The organism is Veillonella montpellierensis (genome assembly GCF_947090115.1).
GTDB classification, from domain to species: Bacteria; Bacillota; Negativicutes; order Veillonellales; family Veillonellaceae; genus Veillonella; species Veillonella montpellierensis.
This window is the reverse complement of the sequence record NZ_CAMUMS010000005.1, coordinates 105,807-122,835: the sequence shown is the minus strand read 5'-3', so window position 1 is coordinate 122,835 and position 17,029 is coordinate 105,807. Positions and strand designations below refer to the sequence as shown.

Below are 17,029 nucleotides of genomic sequence, written 5' to 3'. Positions count from 1 at the left end.
TAACTCCTATAATGTTGAATCTTGTACTAATGCGCCATCTAAATAGACTTGTACTCGCACTGTACCCACGCCAGATACTTTTTTCACTATACGGTCACCCGGTTTTTTTACATCATCATAAATCACTTTTGTGCCTGTATCATCGGTGGTAAGAATTTTTAAATGTTGATTATTAGATCCAGATGGCACTGTTACATCGACTGTACCACTCGTTCCATCTGCATTAGATGTATTATTTTCTCGCTTTTTACTATCTTGCATTTCAGTAGTAATCGTAATGCCTGCTCCTACATCTACAGACTCATTAGCTTTCAAACTTTGCTTAGTTACCAATGCAGACTCATCAATTGAGCCTTGAATATTTAATAATGAAAGTTGTGCAGAAGCTAATGTTTCTCTCGCTTCTTTTAAAGTCATTCCGATAACACTAGGAACTGTTGTTTTCTTGGCCACTAATTTATTAACAGTAATATTAACAATGGTTCCCTTAGAAACTTTAGCATTTCCTGATGGATCTTGCATAATAATCACACCGTCAGGTTGTTCTGAATCATTCGCCGTCGATATTTTCCCAATGGCAAGCCCCAAATCCTTGAGTTTTCCCTTAGCTTGATCGATAGTGAGTCCTGTTAAATCCGGTATTGTAATATCTCCAATTCCTTTACTTACTACTAAATGAACTGTACGCTGTTCTTTAACCGTTTCTCCTGCCTGTGGTGTTTGTGAAATAACTTGCCCTGCTGGTACATCAGGATTAGTTACTTCGCTCACAGAAACTCGCAAATGCTTATCTTCCAAAATATGCTTTGCTACAGAGACTTGCTTACCTACTACATTAGGAACATCTACTGTTGCATTGCTCCAGAAATTTCCAAAACTCAAAAAGGCCCATAAAAAAGCTACTACAAAAATAGCAATAGATCCTAATAAGATATATTTTTGTGGAATACTTGCTAATTTATTTAATATACCTTTTTTTGACTCTCTATCACTAGGCTCATACTCATCTTCATAGTCGCTAAGTGCATCCGCATTAACAGATGGTAATACTTGCGTTGCAAAGTCATGAGGAATCAAACGGCTACTTTTCGAATTAACAAACCCTTGAGACAATCGTAAATCACTAATCATGTCGGAAATAGAATGAAACCGCTCAATTGGATTTTTAGCCAATGCTTTCACAACAGCAGCCTCTAACAAAGGAGGTATGCTTGGATTATACCGAGTAGGTGGGCATAGAGGTTCTCGTACATGTTTTAGAGCTACACTAATAGGCGTATCCCCTTCAAATGGCACATGACCTGTTAACATTTCATATAGGACTGCACCAAGAGAATAAATATCTGTACTACCTGTTACTGGCTTTCCACTTGCTTGTTCTGGTGATAAATAATGTGCTGACCCCATAATAGAATTAGTATACATCATGGTATTAGTCGTATTCATAGCTCTAGCAATACCAAAATCAGTTACTTTAACACGCCCCTCTTTAGTGATTAATACATTATGAGGTTTAATATCACAGTGAACAATCCCCATAGCATGAGCATGTTCAAGTCCTTCAGCAATAGAAATCGCAATTTTAACAGCTGTATCAATGGATAAACGACCATGTCGTAAGATATACTCTTTTAATGTTTCTCCATCTACATACTCCATAACAATGTAGTGTAATCCCTGATCAAACCCAACATCATACATATTTACAATATTAGGATGGCTTAACTTTCCTGCTGCTTGTGCCTCTCTCTTAAAACGACTAACAAATTCATCATCATTTGCAAAATTTTGGTGCAAGATTTTAATGGCCACTGTGCGACCTAATAAAGAATCTATTCCTTTATATACATCAGCCATGCCACCGATGCCGATTTTTTCTAAAATTTTATATCGATTATCGAGGATGATTTCTTGATTATCATGTATTATATTCATCATTTCACCACTTTCCAGATTACACTGTTCCAATAATAATTGTTACATTATCACTAGCACCTAAATCATATACCATAGACATTAAATGGTTTAACGCCTCTTCATCTGACGAAATCTGTTCTAATGTGTCAGCAATGATTGTATCATCAGCATAACCTGTCAATCCATCTGAACATAATAATATACGGTCACCTGATTGTACTGATATTTCACCACTATCAACCTGAACCGTGCTCTCTACCCCCACAGCACGAGTTAACAAATTCCTTTGTGGGTGTTGTAACAACTCTTCCTTTTTAAGATGTCCATCCACATACAATTGGTGTACCATCGAATGGTCTGTTGTAATTTGTTCTAACTGATGATTAGAATACACATATAAACGGCTATCTCCTACATTAGCCCAATATAGTGTTTTATTAACCACAGAAGCTATAACAGCAGTAGTTCCCATCCCTTTCAACGCCGGTTCTTCTTTTGCCCGTCTAGAAATGCTCGTATTAGCACAAGTAATCGCATCAATTAATGTGCTTTGTTGAATCGGGCTATGAGACTCTAAAAAATGAACAATTTCATCAATTGCTAATGTACTGGCTAAAGCACCACCCTTATAGCCTCCCATACCATCTGTAACAATACAACTCGTACGAGTAATAGCAAATCTATCTTCATTTTGTTTGCGAACTAGTCCAATTTTACTCATGCCAACGCTTTTCATTGCATCGCCTCTTTCTTATATACTGCATGCTGCGCTTTCAATTGTCCACAAGCAGCTTGAATGGCATCACCCATTTCTTTTCTAACTGTAACCGATATACCGTAAGAAAAAATAATTTTTTTAAAATCAGAAATATCTTTTATCGTAGGTTTATATAAGTGAATATGTTCATTACCATTCACCGGGATTAAATTAACATTACAATTAGGGAAATTAGCTGCGATTTGACCTAATTGATGGGCACATTCTTTAGAGCTATTGATTCCTTCAATTAAAATATATTCAAATGTAACTCGTCGCTGTGTTTTTTCATAATAATACTGGAGGGCTTTCAAAATTTCCTCTAATGAATACGTAGCACCTATGGGCATAATTTTTTGTCGCATATCATCTGTCACTGCATGTAATGATAGAGCTAATGTAATCGGTAACCCCTCATCTGCTAATAAGTAAATATTTTCTACAATACCACATGTAGATATGGTCATTTTACGATAACTAATCATACATGTTTCTGATGCATGAATAAACATCAAGGCTTTCACAACATTATCATAGTTCTGTAATGGTTCACCAGCACCCATAACCACTAGCGAATGGATATTCTCTTGCAGCATATAAGCAAATAGTAATACTTGTGAAACTATTTCATAAACTTCTAAATTTCTATATAGACCATTAACAGTAGATGCGCAAAAGATGCATCCCATAGCACAACCTACTTGAGAAGATACGCATACTGAATTTCCATAATGTTGTTTCATAAACACTGCTTCAACGCAGCTGCCATCATTAAGTTCCAGTAACAATTTACGTGTCTTACCATCAGGTGCTACATGTTCTGCTATAACACGAGGTATCGATATTATACAATTTTCTTTTAACCACGTTCGTAGAGACTTAGGAAACTGTAGCATACTATCAAAATCAAAAATATATCGTTTATAGATATAATCCATCAATTGTTTAGCTCTGAATTTTTGTATATGATAAGTTATAAATAATTCTTGCAGTTCCTGTAAAGATTTACCTAGTAATTCTATCATAATTTCTCCTTACGCAACCGAGCCATAAAAAAACCATCCATACGATCCGTTGCTGGATTGATGGTAAGCATTTTATTTGGTGTAGGTAAATGAAGATACTCTGATATATCATCTACTATAAAATCTTTATGTGTCATTAAAAAATGATTTACTACATCTTCATTTTCCAAATGATTAATCGTACATGTAGAATACACTAATATACCACCATCTTTCACTACTTTAGCTGCTTCATCAAGAATCATAGATTGCAATTTTGGCAATTCCTCAAGATGTTTCTCATTTTTTCTCCATCTTATGTCTAATTTTTTCTGTAAAATACCTAAACCTGAACAAGGTGCATCAACAAGAACTTTATCAAATGATTGACCATATAAGTCATGCAAATCTCTACCATCTTGTAGACGAGTTTCTACATTGGTAACGCCCAATCGTTTAGCATTTTGATTCATCAATGCCAACTTATGTTCATGTATATCACCAGCTATAATATGTCCAGTATTATGCATCATGGCAGCTAAATGCATTGTTTTACCGCCTGGTGCGGCACAAACATCTAAAATGTAATCGCCCTCCTTAGGCGCTACCACATGTGCCACAAGCATCGACGCTATATCCATAAAGGTAATTTTTCCTGTTACAACTAAAGGATGAGTAGATAGAGATTCCTTATGAGATATAATGTAAACTGCCTCTTTTATAGATTCATGTTGCTCGATAGTCCATCCAGATTGCTCTAATTCTATCAAACAATCTTCTATAGATATTTTTAATGTATTAATGCGTGCTATTAAGCATGGTTGCTCATTAAACCATTCACATAAGCCAATTGTTTTAGATAAACCCATCTCACGTTGCCAACGTTGGATTAACCATAGTGGCTGATTATACGTATAAGCAATTCGCTCATCTTCATCATGAGCAAGTTTATCAATGCTTAAATCATCTATTTTTCGAATGGCATTTCGCAATACACCATTAACAAATCCAGATAATCCTCGTACAAATTTTTTCGCTAATTTGACACTTTCATTAACGGCCGCCGTATGAGGTACTTTATCCATATAGAAAATTTGATATAAGCCTAATCGTAAAATTTCCACCACTATCGAGGATAATCTATGTATCGGCTTATTCGTTAAAGCTACAATAATTGCATCTAAATAATTTCGCCTACGAATAACACCATATACTAACTCTGTAAAAAATCTTCGATCTAAATCATGCAATGCATAGGTCCTAATATAATGCGCCAAAACGATATTAGCATACGCTCCTTGCCGATTAATTTCCGTCAATGCTTTAATCGCCAGCAAACGAATATTTGTTTTATTTATAGTAACTTGATTTTCTCCCATCAATTAGTCCTTCTACTATACGTCTAACTTTTTTTACGTCAACTCTTGTATTACAACAAGGTCCATTTGGTCTTTCATTTAATATGCCAATAACTGGTATGGGAAAGACATCAACCATTCCACTAGCCAAATCACGTTCACAGGCAATTGCCACAATTGCTTTTGGCTTTATTTTTTTCACTTGCATACGAGCCAACGTGCCTCCCGTGACAACTACAAATTGACATCCATAGTCATTAGCAATTTCTAATAAATCCCCTACTTGACACCTGCCACATTGCTTACAATTATGTATATCATGTGTTACTTTATGAATACATGTATTTTCCTGTAAACAGTGAGGAGTTAATAATAAAATTTGACGAGCCTCTACCTTATACATATGAGAAGCAACTAAATGATTTATCATATCAATCATAGATTGCCTAAATTCATCTTTACTAATTCTACATATCCATGCAATGCCAAGACTAAGAGTAGAAAATGCATAGACAAATCGATTACTCATACGTAAAAGATAAGGCGGTACACGATAGATACCATAAACAGCTATCAGTAATATCCCGTATAACCCCCAAATTATCACAGGTAATATCAATATACTACATTCAACGCCGAGTGCCACGATAAAGCCAAATTGATATAAACCTGGCCACAAAAGATACATAAACAAAACAATCCATAGCGTAATGATGATAAAAGTAACTGTCATCATAGCAATATAGAGATGATATGTTTTATAACTTTGTTCTTTCATATACTACGCTCATTCCTCAAATTGTAAGCCTTTACTAATTTGATACCCTCTACAGTAATCACCTGCGTTAACCGCCTTTTTATTTTCTGGTTGAACCATTGTAATCTCAATAGATCCTTCGCCAGTAAGAACAACAAAGGAACGTTTAGTAACTGCTAAAATAGTGCCTGGTTTTTCCATAGTAGTCGGCATATCACTGATGGTTGCCTCCCATATTTTTAACCGTTTCCCATGAATAAAAGAATAGCACCCTGGTGCAGGATTTAAAGCACGTATTCTATTTACAATATTTCTTGCACTGTCTTTCCAAGAAATTCGCCCCATATCTTTTGTAATTTTATTAGTAAAAGTAGCCTTATCATGATCTTGTGGCGTTGGAATGATCTGTCCCCCTACATAACCATCAATCACTTTGTTAATGCATGTTCCACCTAATATAGATAATTTGTGGAATAATTCGCCTGTTGTTTCTTTCTCATCAATCATAACTCGATGAATATAAAGAATATCACCTGTATCGAGGCCATTATCCATTTTCATAATCGTAACACCCGTCTCTATATCACCGTTTAAGATAGCCCAATGAATTGGTGCAGGTCCACGATAAGAAGGTAAAATAGACGCATGTACATTAATGCAACCATATTTTGGCAATGCAATAAGCCAAGGTGGCAAAATTTTACCATACGCCACCACAACTATAAGATCAGGTGCTAAGGACTTTAACAACTCTTCTGTTTTAGAATCCCGCAAAGTAACTGGCTGATAAACTGATAAATTATGAGATAACGCCACTTCTTTAACTGGTGGTCTCTGTATTTTTTTACCCCGCCCACTTTGCTTATCAGGTTGGCAAAACACGCCAACAATTTCATGTCCCTCCTCTATAAGAGCTTGTAATGTAGGAACTGCAAAGCTTGGTGTTCCCATATATACAATTTTTAACGGGCTCATAATAACCTCCCTTGCCAATCCACACTAGTCAACGTTATTTTGAACAACATTCTTCAAATCAGTGGCTTTCTCAATAAATAAAATTCCATCGAGATGATCGATTTCATGTTGTAAAATGCGTGCTAAAAAGCCCTCAGCTCGAATAACAACCTTTTTATTATGTTTATTAATAGCATGGACTATAACTTTATTAAAGCGAACAACATCACCATAATATCCAGGTACACTCAAACAACCTTCTAACCCAATTTGTGTGCCTTCTTTATGTACAATAACTGGATTAATTAGTTCTAATAAACCATTTCCGTCATCTAACACAATAATTCGGCTGGATACACCAATTTGTGGTGCTGCCAATCCACATCCATCAGTTTTGTACATGGTTTCTGCCATATCTACTAATAAACTTCGTATCTTTTTATTTACAAATGACACAGGCTCCGCTACCTGTTTTAAAACTGGATTTCCTGCTTTTAACACGTCTAATACTGCCATATTACCTCCATTAAACAGGATCTACATCAATCAATACACCTTCTTGTGTAAATATCCACGAATTATATATATATTTCTTAATATGATTGAGATGTGATCCTCGTAACATAATCGATAACCGATATAAATCTCTAATTTTAGAAATTCCTTCTTCATAAGGGCCAAAAATACTAACTGATATATCCGCCTGTGCCGATATATCATCAACAATCGAAGTAGCAATTTTATCTGCTACTTCTTTATGTTTATGACGAACCACTATATGAATCATTTCTCCATAAGGTGGATACCCAAGGTCTCGTCTATTTTTAATTTCTTCATTGTAAAAGCCTACATAATCATGGGTCTTACTTTTTATTATAGCATAATGTAGCGGATTATATGTTTGAATCACTGCTTTTCCTGCTTTATTTCTACGTCCTGCTCGTCCCACTGTCTGTGTTAATAAATCAAAAGTACGTTCAGCCGCCGTATATAAAGGGATATTCAACACTGAGTCAGCTGTTAAAACGCCAACTGCTGTAACATTTGGAAAGTCATGTCCTTTCGATACCATTTGTGTGCCCAACAAAATATCATAAGCACCTATTGCAAAATCATGTAAAATAGCATCGCCTTGTCCTTTTTTAGTAGCTATATCTTGGTCTAATCTAGCAACCTTCGCATGCGGATACCGTTTTTTTAGTTCCTCCTCCACTCGTTGGGTACCAGAACCAAAGTATTTAATCTTTTTACTTTGACAGTGAGGACAAACCATAGGTATAGGCTCATGATATTCACAATAATGACACTTTAACTCTTTAGCCGATTGATGGTACACTAACGCCACATCACAATGAGGGCATAAAATTGGTTTCCCACATTCACGACACATAACAAAAGTACTATACCCACGACGATTTAATAAAATAATCATCTGTTCCCGTTTTTCTAATGTTTCTTGAATCAATAATGATAATGCATCAGAAAAAACAGAATAATTACCATATAATAATTCTTCTTTCATATCTACCAATTCAATGTGTGGCATGGGTTGATCAAAAATACGACGTGGTAATTCCAATAAATGATATTCAGATTGTAATGCTTTATAATAGGATACTACCGATGGTGTGGCTGATCCTAATATAACTGGGCATTGATGTGCTTTCGCCCGCCACAAAGCCACCTTTCGTGCATGATATCTCACCATGTCTTCTTGTTTATAAGAATTATCATGCTCTTCATCAACGATAATTAATCCAATATCATCCGATGGGGCAAATACTGCTGAGCGTGCCCCAATAATAATATGACTATCCTTTCGCCGTAATCGTTCCCAGTTATTATAACGTTCTTGTATAGTTAACTTACTATGAAAAACGACAACTTCATCACCAAAAGTATCTACAAAACGAGTAACAATTTGATCAGTTAGTATAATTTCTGGTACTAATATAATAACTGATTTTCCTTTTTCTAAACATGACGCAGCCGCACGCAAATATACTTGCGTTTTACCACTTCCCGTAACACCATGTAATAAAAATGGTTCATAAATATCATGATTAATTGCATGTTCGATAGGTATAAAACACTGTTTCTGTTCTTCTGTTAAAGGAATGTGTATATGTCTATGGTCCACATATTGAAATTGAGTAGTTGTCTTAGACAGTCTCTCTTCTACTACCACTAAAGGATGATTCATCACCTGTTTAATCACAGCTAGTGTAAACCCTTTTGCCTTCACGAGCGATAGTGGCGCCACTTCTACTTCTTCTAAATAAGTAGCCAATGCTCGTTGCTTTTTTTTGCGTATTTCAAATTGTTCATGCGAAAAGCCTGGCAATATACGAATCCATTTTTCTTTAGGCCGCTCATAGCTTTTTAATTGCTTTTTAGTAATAGTAAATAATCGTAATGCATCACCGTATGAGCAAAGATAGTATTCACTTAATTTTTTAGCAGTCCCTAACATTTCATCCGTAAACCAAGGTTCACTATCTAATACTGCTACAATAGGCTTAATAGAAAATGTTGGTTTCTCTAATAGTTCCCGATACCCTATGAGAATTCCTTCTTCTCGTGCTGATCCCAATGGAACAACGACCCGGGTTCCTATCGGTATAGTACCTAAATCTGATGGTACTTCATAGCTATAAGGTTTATGTAATTGTTTAGTGGGGCGATTAATAATGACTTCCGCTACTACCATGTACTACTACCTCTTTAGCAACTATACTACATACTAATAATTTATTATATACCAACCCATGATATTATGAATAGTCTCTAAGCCAGAACCTACCAAAATATAACTCATAGCCATACCTACGTGTATCCGACAAAATCGTAGTCTTTGGTTCAACTTATATATAATTACTATTTTATCTAATCTATATTTCATATAATCTATCATCATAACTATAAATCATGTAATTGGCCTAGTAAACAATATATACTCCATACACAGCAACTTTATCATTAGTTATGTATAATCAAAATATAATTGTATTACCTAGTAAAAGAAAAATAAACAGCTACAATATCAGATATATAACACCTAATATTGTAGCTGTTCTCTAGTATACGATTCCTACAATATAAATTATATGCATACCAAACTATAAACGTTAAGCACGCTGTCTATTTTTAACTCTTGTTTTCCACATATTCCACAATGAAGTGGCAACACAAATAGAAGAATAACATCCACTAATAAAGCCAATGATCATAACCAATGCAAAGTTCTTAGTCGTATCTCCACCGAAAAAGAATAATGCTAAGCAGGCAAACAACGTTGTAGATAATGTATAAAAGCTACGATGAATACTTTGCGCAATACTTGCATTCGCTAAATCAGCAAATGTATCTGTTCGTTTATGAGTATGTGTATTTTCACGAATACGGTCAAAAATAACAACACATTCATTCATAGAATAGCCAATAACTGTTAAAATCGCAGCTAAGAATGAAGAGTCAATTTCCAATTGAAAGAAAGAAAACACACCAAGCACCATAATCAAATCATGGAAAATAGCTATTAATGCAGAAATGGCTATTTTATATTCAAAACGATAGGAAATATAGAGTGCTAACGCTACAAAAGCAACGACTAAATTAATAATAGCATGTTGCGTAACTTCGGACCCAATAACAGCCCCTACACTTTCAATACGTTTAGTTTGATTTTCACCAATTGTCTTAGTCATATTATCAATGACTGCCTTACTTTCATTAGGTGTTAAATTCCGTGTACGAATCATAACGTCTTTACCAGATGTATCATTAGATTCTCCTGATAACTGTATAACAGAATTTTCTAAATTAAATGTTTTTAAACTTTCACGAACCTGTGCAACTTCAACATTTTGTGTAAATTGAACTTCCACAATAGTACCACCAGTATAGTCGATACCAAGATTAAAACCTTTAGTAAAAATAGATACTAAGCTAATAATTACTAACAAAGAGGAAATAGTAAACCAAATGCGATGACGTGCTATTACATCAAATTTCATTATTTCTTCCCTCCTTTACTAGCTTCAATAACATCAAATACCGATTTAGATGGCGATATATTAGATCCAAACCAGAATGGGTGTTGGGTAAAATTACAAGCAATAAGCATTCGTAATAAATAGTGACTCATAGTAACTGCAGTAAACATACTTACCGCTACCCCTAGGGCTAAGGTGATTGCAAATCCCTTAACTGGACCAGATCCTAAGGCAATTAGAATAGCAGCAGTGATCATGACTGATACATTGGCATCTAGAATAGTCGCAAAGGCACGTTTAAAACCAGCTTCCATAGCTACACGCATAGATTTACCAGTAAACACCTCTTCTTTAAACCGTTCAAATATCAGAATATTAGCATCTACAGCCACGCCAATAGAAAGTATAATACCTGCAATGCCAGGAAGTGTCATCGTCGCATTAAATCCAATGGGACTTAAAATAACTAACAAAATCAAAACATAAATCAACAATGCTAAATTTGCCACAAATCCAGCCAATCTGTATAGCACTAATAAGAATACAACAATAAGTGCCAATCCAACAGTAAAAGCCATTACTGACTTATCTTTAGAATCTTGACCAAGACTTGGACCTACGGTACGTACTTCCATAACCTTAATTTTTACTGGTAATGCACCAGAACGTAACAAAATAGCAAGATTCTTAGCTTCTTCTAATGTTTTGCTACCCGTAATAACAGCTTTACCACCTGTAATAGCATCATTGACAACTGGTGCCGTTAATTCTTCTCCGTCAAGATGAATAGAAATACGTTTACCAATATTAGCAGCAGTTAGGTCACCAAATTTTTTAGCGCCTGCATCTGTCATTTCAATAGCAACTTCAGGTTTCTTATTCTGCCCTAATTCTTCTTTTGCATTTTTAAGATCATCACCAGTTAATTGAACTTGTCCAGCTTCATCCTTAAATTCAAGAACCGCTGTTTTACCAATCGTTTTAATTGCTTCGTCTGGATCCTTAACACCAGGCAATTCAATAATAATGCGTTTAGCGCCTTCACGTTGAATGATTGGTTCTGTTAACCCCATTTCATTGATACGTCGGCTCAAAATTTGAATAGTTCGCTCTACCGCATCATCGGTAACTTTATTTTCTCCAGCATCTTCTGCTTCTAAAACAATATGTGTGCCACCTTGTAAATCAAGACCTTGCTTAATCGATGTTGCTAATGGAACAATAAAATAAGCAAACAATCCAATAATTACAATGATGGCAAGTAAAAATTTTATAATTGCATTACGTTTCAAAAATGCCACCCTTTCTATTTTTATTACATTCAATACATCCCAGTTCAGTAATAATCTTTGGCATATAGCAATCATACATGTCCATAGGTAATAAAGCATCTGTTACCTGCATAGACCAACAAACTCCCATATACCGCGATGTATCCACGGATGCTAAAAATCGATCATAATAGCCAGCTCCCATGCCCATACGACCACCACAACGATCAAATACAAGACCAGGTACTAATAGTAAATCAATGTGATTTGGTGTTTCCATATACCATGGCTTTTTAGGAACTCTAATACCTAATACACCCTTATCAACCTCTTCTAAGTTCCTCAAACGAGCTGGCTCTATCAAGCTTTCATTCATACAAACAGGAACATATACAGTTTTTCCTGCTCCTAAAGCATGCGTAATCACACCATCCAAATTTGCTTCTTTTTCCATTGCCAAATACAACATAAGTGATGTTGCCTGTTCATATTCTGGTAAGGAAATAATTTGTTGTGTCAGTAATGATTGCCAAGCTTTACAATCTTCTGCACGCAAAGCAGCACGCCTAGCCTTGTATGCCAGACGCACTGCTTGCTTATCGCTCACTATTTAGCTTCCTTATGTTTAGTTACTATACTAGCAATACTAGAACGAGCAAATTTGATTTCTACTTTATCAGCCACTAGTAAAACAACAGTTTCATCATCAAGAGAAATAATTTCCCCATACATACCACCAATAGTTACAACTTTTTGTCCTTTTTTCAAACTATTCAACAATGTGTCGCGTTGTTTTTGCTGTTTCTTTTGAGGTCGATATAATAAAAAGTAAAAAATAACTACCATTAATAAAATCGGCCAACTAGTTTGAATAATCTGTTCAAAATCACCCATGATAAACCTCCAAAATAATAAAGTATTACTAAAAATAACTCATATGCTATTGTCACTGATAAACGAATTACATCTATCAGTACTCTAATGAGCTAAACAACTATATAATAATCAGTACTGCCAACTTGAATTTATTAATTTCTTATAACTATAACAAATTATTTTTTATGATAATTGGCCCAAAACTCCTCTCTAAACGCAGGGAATCGGTCTTCTAAGATAGCAGTACGCATACGACGCATAAATTCAAGTAAAAAGTATAAATTATGATATGTTACTAATCGAAATGCTAAAATTTCTTCTGCTTTATATAAATGACGGATATAAGCGCGAGAATAATTTTTACAAGTGTAACATTGACATCCATCTTCTATGGGATTCCAATCATGTGCAAATGTTGCATTTCTAAGTGTCAATCGACCTTGCCATGTCATAGCCATACCATTTCGAGCCACTCTTGTTGGATACACACAGTCAAACATGTCTACGCCTCGTGCAACACCTTCTACTAAGCAGTCTGGCGTACCAACGCCCATTAAATAACGTGCCTTATGAGATGGTAATAATGGTGTGGTATGTTCTAATATATCATTCATCATATCATGAGGCTCTCCTACTGAGAGACCACCAATACTATATCCATCAAAGTCTAAATCAACTAATTCTTTTGCACTTTGTGTGCGCAATTTTTTATACATGCCACCTTGTACAATCCCAAACATACCTTGTGTTTTTGAATCATGTATTTTACGGCAACGTTCCGCCCATCGAGTAGTTCTTTCTGTAGATGCCTTTGTATAATCATAATCTGCCGGATAAGGTATGCATTCATCAAAAGCCATAGCTATATCAGAATTCAATTTCATTTGTACTTGTGTAGCTACTTCTGGCGATAAAAATTGTGTAGATCCATCAATATGAGAACGAAACGTGACGCCCTTTTCTGTAATTTTTCTCATATCACCTAGACTAAATACTTGAAACCCACCACTATCTGTCAATATAGCTTGATTCCAATTCATGAACTGATGTAAGCCACCTGCTTCGGCAATCAAATCAGCTCCTGGTCTAAGAAAAAGATGGTATGTATTACTCAAAATAAGTTGAGCTCCCATCTCTTTTAACTCTTCCGGTGTCATTGTTTTTACTGTAGCTTGTGTACCTACCGGCATAAACATGGGTGTTTGAAATGTACCATGTGGTGTATGTAAAAGGCCAGCCCTCGCACCTGTATGAGGACATTCCTTTTGCAATTCATATGTAATAACCAATCGCACCCCTCCTTATAAAATCATTCATTATTATAACATATAACAGATTAATCTATCCAATAAATATAAATAGTAATTCCTAATATCATATGAATCACTACATGTCTAGCATTACCTAATAAAACTAGAGTACACTCCATACATCATCGAATAAACATGGCATCACCAAAGCTAAAAAATCTATACTTTTCCTTTACAGCCTCATGATAGGCGTTTAAGCAATGATCTCTTCCTGCTAATGCACTAATGAGCATTAACAAAGTAGATTGTGGTAAATGAAAGTTAGTGATTAACGCATCTACCATTTTATAGGTATAACCAGGATAGATAAATATTTCTGTATTTCCACTACCTGCTTGTAAGATACCTGCCTCATTAGTAGCAGATTCTAACGTGCGTACCGATGTGGTACCAACTGCAATAATACGTTTCCCTGCTTTTTTAGCTTGATTAATAATAGCAGCAGCATCTTCAGATACAGAATAAAACTCACTGTGCATCACATGATTTTCAACATTATCTACAGATACAGGTCTAAATGTACCCAATCCTACATGTAATGTAATAAATACTTCAGTAACGCCTTTATCCTGAATTCGTTTCAACAGTTCTGGTGTAAAATGTAACCCTGCTGTCGGTGCCGCTGCTGATCCTTTATGCTCAGCATATACTGTTTGATATCTATCTTGATCCTTTAATGTTTCATGAATATATGGTGGTAATGGCATTTGACCTAATTCTTCAATAATATCATCAAATACGCCTTCACAAGAAAATTCTACAATTCGTCCGCCAAAATCTGTTTTATCAATAACAGTAGCCGTTAAACGATGATCAAAAATAATCTCTTGACCAATAGGACATTTCTTACCCGGTTTTACTAAACATTCCCATCGATTCGAGCCACAAGGTGTTAATAGTAATACTTCAACCTTTCCACCACTCTCTTTTCTATGTCCAAACAAACGTGCTGGGATTACCTTCGTATTATTAAAAACAATGACATCGCCTTCTGATAATTCATCAATAATATCTGTAAAGGCATGTTTATGTTCTATGTTACCAGTAAGTTTGTCTAATATCATTAATCGTGATGAATCTCTTGGATATACAGGTGTTTGTGCAATTAATTCTTCTGGTAAATTATAATCAAAATCTGTTACTTTCATTAACAACCCTTCTTATTATCTTTAATCTGTTAACCATCAATTCACTAGTATGGAATCTAACAATCACATAATACGAAATAAATACACTCTGCTTGCACGGTATATGATAAAAATATTGCAGTATGAACGCCACCTATTTCTTATCTTGCTACCATCAATACTTAGTATATAGTATCAATGGAAACTCCCGTATAATAGTGACGCAAAATTGTTTTATAAAAATTTACATCTTCATGCGTAGCGCGTTTTGCCATCTCTGCAGCACCCCATTGTGATAACCCTACGCCATGTCCACATCCATGACCTTTTATATAAATCATGTCATTATTCTTAGTAAATGTGTGATATATTTTTTCTTGTTTTCTATCCCACGACATAGTAGTCGGCTTATGATTGATATAAAAATCAAATAGTGTGGATTTTAAACCTAATATAGCCATTAACGCATCACCCGATATAGTAACGTGTCCTTTTGAGCCTATAAAAACAGCTGATTTAATACGACCAGATACACCTCTGTCAATCGTATATATTGGTGGAGCTACCAACGGAGACAACTGTATGGAATGCAACGTGCCCACTGACTTACCTGCATGATATAATTTTTCTTCCAATTGCTTTTTGCTAATACTCACAAGCCATGTAGCCGTAGGAGCTGATTGATTCTCATCTTTTACACCTTGTAAATACGGTAAATTAGTGCCCCATACATTTTCACTATTTTCCGTATATCCCCCACTATCCGAATGAAACAATGCATTAATAGGTCGTCCATTATATCTGATAATCACGCCACGAGTAGCATCTACAGCTCGAGTCGTATTCGTATATTCTCCAGATTTTCCTCCATACACTTGATTCTTTGTGGTTGGTTGAATATCATATAATTTATTTTTATTGTTATTCATTGTGTATATAGCATAGGTCCGAGCCGCTACGGCTTGTGCTTCTAATGCAGACATCGGCCAACTTGGTATGGCTTCCTGTGGTACAACACCATATAAATATTCTTCTAAGGGCACATGATTAATCATAGTCATAGAATTAGGACCTGTAGCAATGAAAAAAATACTACCTCTATAATCCTGTCCATCGATACTTATCGCCTCATTGGCAGAAATTGATTGTACAGTAATCATAGGGCCATATACTTTCTTATCAACAACTATATTATTATTTTTTACCATAATAGGTACTCTCACCATCGCCGGAAAGAATGTATCTACTGTTGTATCCTTATCGTCACCTACAACTATTCTAGCACGTGACATAACAGCTATTTGTTGGCATTGTTCTCTTAATAACACGCGTATATAAGGTGTAGTATCTTTTTTATCGATAGATGACTTTCTAATAGGTGTCAACTTTGCATAATTCTTCAACACCTTTTCATTATTACTAGATCTAATCGACTTTGTTAAAGGTTCACTTGAGGTAGATGATTTATGTAGAAATAACCGTTTATTAATTTCCTTTTTCCCCACCCTATTAGTTATACTAGATTTAGCACTTCCTTGTTTAGGTATACCTACCATCTTAGTCGGTCTAGGTAAAACAATCGTTCCTACTTTCTTTTTTTCATGAACCCCTTGACTAGGAGCGTTAGCAATGATCATGCCATGACACATCATTATACTGCTTATGATAGTGCATATACTAATTGCTCTCAGCAATATTTTCTT

At 35.3% G+C, this 17,029-nt stretch carries 15 protein-coding genes; all 15 read right to left on the bottom strand.

Annotated elements, in window-relative coordinates:
* Window positions 1-6: 6 nt before the first annotated feature.
* The 15 genes from pknB to P6940_RS03855 all read right to left on the bottom strand — a co-directional run bounded on the left by pknB (window position 7) and on the right by P6940_RS03855 (window position 16,978).
* A complete protein-coding gene (gene pknB, locus P6940_RS03925; protein WP_423839107.1) occupies window positions 7-1,938 on the bottom strand; it encodes a Stk1 family PASTA domain-containing Ser/Thr kinase in 1,932 nt (643 codons plus the stop codon).
* 16 nt (window positions 1,939-1,954) lie between these two features.
* The gene (locus P6940_RS03920) at window positions 1,955-2,653 is read right to left on the bottom strand and encodes a Stp1/IreP family PP2C-type Ser/Thr phosphatase (protein WP_028256921.1); all 699 of its coding nucleotides are present in this window, start codon (window positions 2,651-2,653) and stop codon (window positions 1,955-1,957) included.
* Complete coding sequence (rlmN, locus tag P6940_RS03915) at window positions 2,650-3,699, bottom strand: 23S rRNA (adenine(2503)-C(2))-methyltransferase RlmN (RefSeq protein WP_277293254.1); 1,050 nt, start codon at window positions 3,697-3,699, stop codon at window positions 2,650-2,652. Before rlmN ends, P6940_RS03920 begins: the two co-directional genes overlap by 4 nt.
* Window positions 3,696-5,057 carry a 16S rRNA (cytosine(967)-C(5))-methyltransferase RsmB gene (gene rsmB, locus P6940_RS03910; protein ID WP_277293253.1) on the bottom strand — a complete coding sequence of 454 codons (1,362 nt, stop codon included), beginning with the start codon at window positions 5,055-5,057 and terminating at the stop codon, window positions 3,696-3,698. The genes rlmN and rsmB overlap by 4 nt, the downstream gene beginning before the upstream one ends.
* Window positions 5,029-5,814 (bottom strand): DUF116 domain-containing protein, encoded by a 786-nt coding sequence (locus P6940_RS03905; protein ID WP_277293252.1) that lies wholly within the window; start codon window positions 5,812-5,814, stop codon window positions 5,029-5,031. Before P6940_RS03905 ends, rsmB begins: the two co-directional genes overlap by 29 nt.
* Window positions 5,815-5,823: 9 nt before the next feature.
* Window positions 5,824-6,768, bottom strand: a complete 945-nt coding sequence (gene fmt, locus P6940_RS03900) for a methionyl-tRNA formyltransferase (protein ID WP_277293251.1) — start codon at window positions 6,766-6,768, stop codon at window positions 5,824-5,826.
* Window positions 6,769-6,792: 24 nt separating this feature from the next.
* Window positions 6,793-7,263, bottom strand: coding sequence for a peptide deformylase (def, locus tag P6940_RS03895; RefSeq protein ID WP_277293250.1), 471 nt, complete (start codon window positions 7,261-7,263; stop codon window positions 6,793-6,795).
* 10 nt (window positions 7,264-7,273) lie between these two features.
* A complete protein-coding gene (priA, locus tag P6940_RS03890; protein ID WP_277293249.1) occupies window positions 7,274-9,457 on the bottom strand; it encodes a replication restart helicase PriA in 2,184 nt (727 codons plus the stop codon).
* A 418-nt stretch (window positions 9,458-9,875) separates the two neighbouring features.
* Window positions 9,876-10,763, bottom strand: a complete 888-nt coding sequence (secF, locus tag P6940_RS03885) for a protein translocase subunit SecF (protein WP_028256928.1) — start codon at window positions 10,761-10,763, stop codon at window positions 9,876-9,878.
* On the bottom strand, window positions 10,763-12,034 hold the full coding sequence (secD, locus tag P6940_RS03880; protein WP_028256929.1) for a protein translocase subunit SecD: 1,272 nt from the start codon (window positions 12,032-12,034) through the stop codon (window positions 10,763-10,765). Before secD ends, secF begins: the two co-directional genes overlap by 1 nt.
* On the bottom strand, window positions 12,024-12,620 hold the full coding sequence (locus P6940_RS03875; RefSeq protein ID WP_051211922.1) for a 5-formyltetrahydrofolate cyclo-ligase: 597 nt from the start codon (window positions 12,618-12,620) through the stop codon (window positions 12,024-12,026). Before P6940_RS03875 ends, secD begins: the two co-directional genes overlap by 11 nt.
* Entirely contained in the window at window positions 12,620-12,907 is a 288-nt protein-coding gene (gene yajC, locus P6940_RS03870; RefSeq protein WP_028256930.1) for a preprotein translocase subunit YajC, read from the bottom strand. Before yajC ends, P6940_RS03875 begins: the two co-directional genes overlap by 1 nt.
* A 158-nt stretch (window positions 12,908-13,065) precedes the next feature.
* Window positions 13,066-14,178, bottom strand: a complete 1,113-nt coding sequence (gene tgt, locus P6940_RS03865) for a tRNA guanosine(34) transglycosylase Tgt (RefSeq protein ID WP_277293248.1) — start codon at window positions 14,176-14,178, stop codon at window positions 13,066-13,068.
* Between the two features lie 143 nt (window positions 14,179-14,321).
* Entirely contained in the window at window positions 14,322-15,347 is a 1,026-nt protein-coding gene (gene queA / locus P6940_RS03860) for a tRNA preQ1(34) S-adenosylmethionine ribosyltransferase-isomerase QueA (RefSeq protein ID WP_028256932.1), read from the bottom strand.
* 161 nt (window positions 15,348-15,508) lie between these two features.
* Window positions 15,509-16,978 carry a SpoIID/LytB domain-containing protein gene (locus P6940_RS03855; RefSeq protein ID WP_231562152.1) on the bottom strand — a complete coding sequence of 490 codons (1,470 nt, stop codon included), beginning with the start codon at window positions 16,976-16,978 and terminating at the stop codon, window positions 15,509-15,511.
* Window positions 16,979-17,029 lie beyond the last annotated feature (51 nt).